This is a genomic window from Streptomyces sp. NPDC003036 (assembly GCF_040611175.1).
Lineage (GTDB): Bacteria > Actinomycetota > Actinomycetes > Streptomycetales > Streptomycetaceae > Streptomyces.
This window is the reverse complement of sequence record NZ_JBEXNO010000088.1, coordinates 1-4,650: the sequence shown is the minus strand read 5'-3', so window position 1 is coordinate 4,650 and position 4,650 is coordinate 1. Positions and strand designations below refer to the sequence as shown.

General features: G+C 71.7%; 2 protein-coding genes. Both read right to left on the bottom strand.

Going from position 1 to position 4,650, the window contains the following annotated elements:
- Positions 1-89: 89 nt before the first annotated feature.
- On the bottom strand, positions 90-1,790 hold the full coding sequence (locus ABZX67_RS33105; protein ID WP_355368451.1) for a class I tRNA ligase family protein: 1,701 nt from the start codon (positions 1,788-1,790) through the stop codon (positions 90-92).
- Positions 1,791-1,851: 61 nt separating this feature from the next.
- Entirely contained in the window at positions 1,852-4,647 is a 2,796-nt protein-coding gene (gene carB / locus ABZX67_RS33100) for a carbamoyl-phosphate synthase large subunit (protein WP_355368454.1), read from the bottom strand.
- Positions 4,648-4,650 lie beyond the last annotated feature (3 nt).

The window sequence follows — 4,650 nt, the reverse complement described above, 5'->3', positions numbered from 1 at the left end:
CCTCGGCCGGGGAGGATCCGCTGGGCCGGTTCCTCGACGCGCGCGCCGGTGTGCGCCGCGAAGTGGGCCGACCACGCGGCCCGTCCTCGTCACTGCTCGTGGAAGTACACCGGCACCGCGTCCGGCAGGACCGTCCCGGCCGGGACGAGGCGCTCGTCCTCGTCGGCCCAGACCGGCAGCCGGGACTCCTGGTCCACGGCGATGCCCAACTCCCCGGCGAGGAACGCGGACCAGCCGGGCATCAGCGGCGCCGCCGCCACCGTGAACGCGGCTAGCAGCTCGACGTGGGCGGCCAGCCCCGGCGCGTACTCCTGCCCCTGCCCGGACCCGGCGTCACGGAGCATCCGCAGCCGGTGTACGTCGACCACCGCCCTCTCCACGGCGGTCGCCAGGGCCTCCGCGGCGCGCAGCGGCGAGTACGCCTCGGCTCCGAGCGCGTCCGCGGTCCGCCGGGTCAGGTCACGCCTCTCGGCGGCCATCGGGCCGGCCGGCGCGGTCTCGGGGACGGCGCTGCCGAAGTCCTCGGCGAGCAGGTCCAGTACGGTGTCGGTCCACGTCTCCAGCCCGCCGGCCAGCACGGTGGCGACGGTGTCGGCGTACTCGCCCAGTGAGAACTCGCCCTCCGCCCGCTCGGCGGCGGTGAGGCAGAGGTGGAAGCGCAGGGCGTCGGCGTTCGTCCGGCGCAGGAACTCGCCGCCCCACACGGCACCCGACTCCGTGCCCCTCGGCTGGACGGCCTCGCTGACCACCACCTGGCCGGGCAGGTCCAGCGTGCCCTCGGCGAGAAGCAGTGCGGGCCACAGCACGGTGTGGAGGAAGAGCTGGTCGACACCGGTGAAGGCGACGACCCGGGTCTCCGGGTCGGACCACAGCTGCGGCGCCCCGCCGGCCTGGTCGCCGCCGTACGCCCCGGCCCCCTCGCCGTGCGCCCCGGCCCTCTCGCCGTACGCCGCGATCCGCTCGCCGTACGCCTCCGCCAGCCGCTCGGTGGCCGCGACGAGCCCCCAGATGCCGCTGAACCCCGTGTCGAGGACGTGCTCCTCCCAGCCGGGCAGCGGCACCGGGATGCCGTGGCCCGCCTTCCGGCTGACCGGGACGGCGGGCAGCTCGTCGGCGAGCAGCCGGTCCACGAAGGTGCGGGCCCGGGGCCGCCACTCGGCCTCGCCCCGCGCCTTGTCGTGGTACGCGGCGAGCTGCTCGCGGTAGCGCTCCAGCGGGAAGGCGATCCGGCGCTGGGGGACGGTGTCGGGCACCGCCCCGCAGTCGGCGCACCGCGGGTCGGCGAGCCGCACCGGGTCCTGCGGGAGCCCGCAGGTCCCGCAGTACCCGCCGTCGGCGGGTGCCGCGCAATGCCCGCATCTGCCGCGCACATCGGCCTCGTGCAGATACCGGCCGCCGCAGGGAGCGCAGCGGAAGACCGGAAGCTCCCGCACCTCCAAAGCGCCCGCCTCCCACAGTCCGATGAAGAAGCGGCGTACCGCGTGGGCGTGCGCGGTGTCGGTGAGCGGTCGGGTGAACCAGTCGGGGCGCATCGCGCCCAGCGCGAGGGCGTCCCCCATCCGGTCGCCGACGACCCTGGCGAGGGCGTGCGGTGTGACGCCGGACTCGGCGGCGCGGGACGCCACCCGGGTGGAGTGCTCGTCGCAGTAGCCGACGTATCGCACGTGGTGGCCCCGCTGGCGTAGATGGCGGCTGAGCACATCGGCGCCGAGGAAGGAGCCCGCGAGCAGGCCGAGGTGCGGGTCGGTGTCGGGGCTCGGCGGAGCACTGGTGACGACGTACGTGTTCATGGCAGGCGATTCCCGGGGAGACGCGGCAGACGGAGGGCGGTCGGAGCGCTGAGGCGGCGACTCATCGCGCGCCGAGCGCTGCCTCTTCGCGGAACTGCGGCAGCGAGGCGAGGTCCAGAGCCGTCTCCAGCTCGGCCAGGGCGCTGTCCTCCGCCTGCGGCGGCAGTACCTGGAGGTTCGCGTACCGCGCGGCGTCGGGGACCTGGTCCCGGCGGACGACGCGATGGTGCTCCTGCAGCGAACGGACCTCTCCGGGGAGGCTCCGGAACGCGGCGATGCCCTGGACGGCGGCGGCGAGTGCCTGGACCGTGGTCAGGCACGGGACGCCGCGGGCGACGGCGGCGGTGCGGATCTCGTAGCCGTCGAGGCGGCCGCCGGTGCCGTAGGGGGTGTTGACGATCAGGTCGACCTCGCCGTCGTGGATGAGGCGGACGATGGTCTTCTCCCCGCCGGGGCCTTCACCTTCGGACTGCTTGCGCACGACGGTGGCGTTGATGCCGTTGCGCTTGAGGACCTCGGCGGTACCGGAGGTGGCCAGCAGCTCGAAACCGTGGGCGACGAGCTCGCGCGCCGGGAAGATCATCGACCGCTTGTCGCGGTTGGCGACCGAGATGAACGCCCGCCCCTTGGTGGGAAGCGGGCCGTAGGCGCCGGCCTGGGACTTGGCGTACGCGGTGCCGAAGACGGCGTCGATGCCCATGACCTCGCCGGTGGAGCGCATCTCCGGGCCGAGGACGGTGTCCACGCCGCGGCCCTGGACGTCGCGGAAGCGCGACCAGGGCATCACGGCCTCCTTGACGGAGATCGGCGCATCCAGCGGCAGAGTGCCGCCATCGCCGGTCTTCGGCAGCAGGCCCTCCGCGCGCAGCTCCGCGATCGTCGCTCCGAGGGAGATGCGGGCGGCGGCCTTCGCCAAAGGCACCGCGGTCGCCTTGGAGGTGAAGGGCACGGTGCGGGAGGCGCGGGGGTTGGCTTCCAGGACGTAGAGGATGTCGCCGGCCATCGCGAACTGGATGTTGATCAGGCCGCGTACGCCGACGCCGCGCGCGATGGCCTCGGTGGAGGCACGCAGGCGCTTGATGTCGTGCCCGCCCAGGGTGATGGGGGGCAGGGCGCAGGCGGAGTCGCCGGAGTGGATGCCGGCTTCCTCGATGTGCTCCATCACGCCGCCGAGGTAGAGCTCGGTGCCGTCGTAGAGGGCGTCGACATCGATCTCGATCGCATCGTCCAGGAACCGGTCGATCAACACCGGGTGGTCGGCGATCAGCCCGGCGTGCTGCTCCAGGTAGGTGGCCAACGACGGCTCGTCGTAGACGATCTGCATGCCGCGGCCGCCGAGCACGTACGACGGGCGTACGAGCACGGGGTAGCCGATCTCGTCGGCGATGGCCTTGGCCTCGGCGAAGGTGGTGGCAGTGCCGTGCTTGGGCGCGGGCAGCCCTGCCTCGTCCAGGACGCGGCCGAAGGCGCCGCGGTCCTCGGCGGCGTGGATGGCCTCCGGGGAGGTGCCGACGACCGGCACGCCGTTGTCCTTCAGCGCCTGAGCCAGGCCCAGCGGGGTCTGTCCGCCGAGCTGGACCACGACACCGGCGATCGGGCCGGCGAGGGTCTCGGCGTGGACGATCTCCAGTACGTCTTCGAGCGTGAGCGGCTCGAAGTACAGGCGGTCGGAGGTGTCGTAGTCGGTCGAGACGGTCTCGGGGTTGCAGTTGACCATCACGGTCTCAAACCCCGCCTCGGACAGTGCGAAGGAGGCGTGGACGCAGGAGTAGTCGAACTCGATGCCCTGCCCGATGCGGTTCGGGCCGGAGCCCAGGATGATCACGGCGGGCTTCTCGCGCGGCGCGACCTCGCTCTCCTCGTCGTAGGAGGAGTAGAAGTACGGCGTCTTCGCCGCGAACTCCGCGGCGCAGGTGTCGACGGTCTTGTAGACCGGGCGGACGCCGAGGGCGTGGCGGACCTCGCGGACCACATCCTCACGCAAGCCCCGGATCTCGGCGATCTGAAGGTCGGAGAAGCCGTGGCGCTTCGCATGTGCCAGCAGGGGCGGAGTGAGCTCGCCGGCAGCCGCCAGTTCCTCGGCCACCTCGTGGATCAGGAAGAGCTGGTCGACGAACCACGGGTCGATCTTCGTCGCGTCGAAGACCTCCTCCGGGGTGGCACCGGCGCGGATGGCCTGCATGACCGTGTTGATCCGGCCGTCCGTCGGGCGGACCGCCTCACGCAGCAGCTCCGCCTTGTCACCGACCGGGCCGGTGAACGTGAACTGGCTGCCTTTCTTCTCCAGCGACCGCAGCGCCTTTTGCAGCGCCTCGGTGAAGTTACGGCCAATGGCCATGGCCTCGCCGACCGACTTCATCGTGGTCGTCAGCGTCGAGTCAGCCGACGGGAACTTCTCGAACGCGAAGCGCGGTGCCTTGACGACGACGTAGTCGAGCGTCGGCTCGAACGACGCCGGGGTCTTCTCCGTGATGTCGTTCGGGATCTCATCCAGCGTGTAGCCCACCGCCAGCTTCGCTGCGATCTTCGCGATCGGGAAACCCGTCGCCTTCGAGGCGAGGGCGGAGGAGCGCGAGACGCGGGGGTTCATCTCGATGACGATGACCCGGCCATCGACAGGGTTGACCGCGAACTGGATGTTGCAGCCACCGGTGTCGACACCGACCTCGCGGATGATCGCGATACCGACATCCCGCAGGATCTGGTACTCGCGGTCCGTCAGCGTCATCGCCGGGGCGACGGTGATCGAGTCACCCGTGTGCACGCCCATCGGGTCGAAGTTCTCAATCGAGCACACGACCACGACATTGTCGTGCTTGTCCCGCATCAGCTCCAGCTCGTACTCCTTCCACCCCAGGAT

Excerpts from the sequence above, each read along its gene's own strand:
- ABZX67_RS33105 (WP_355368451.1), bottom strand. The coding sequence starts at position 1,790 with ATGAACACGTACGTCGTCACCAGTGCTCCGCCGAGCCCCGACACCGAC.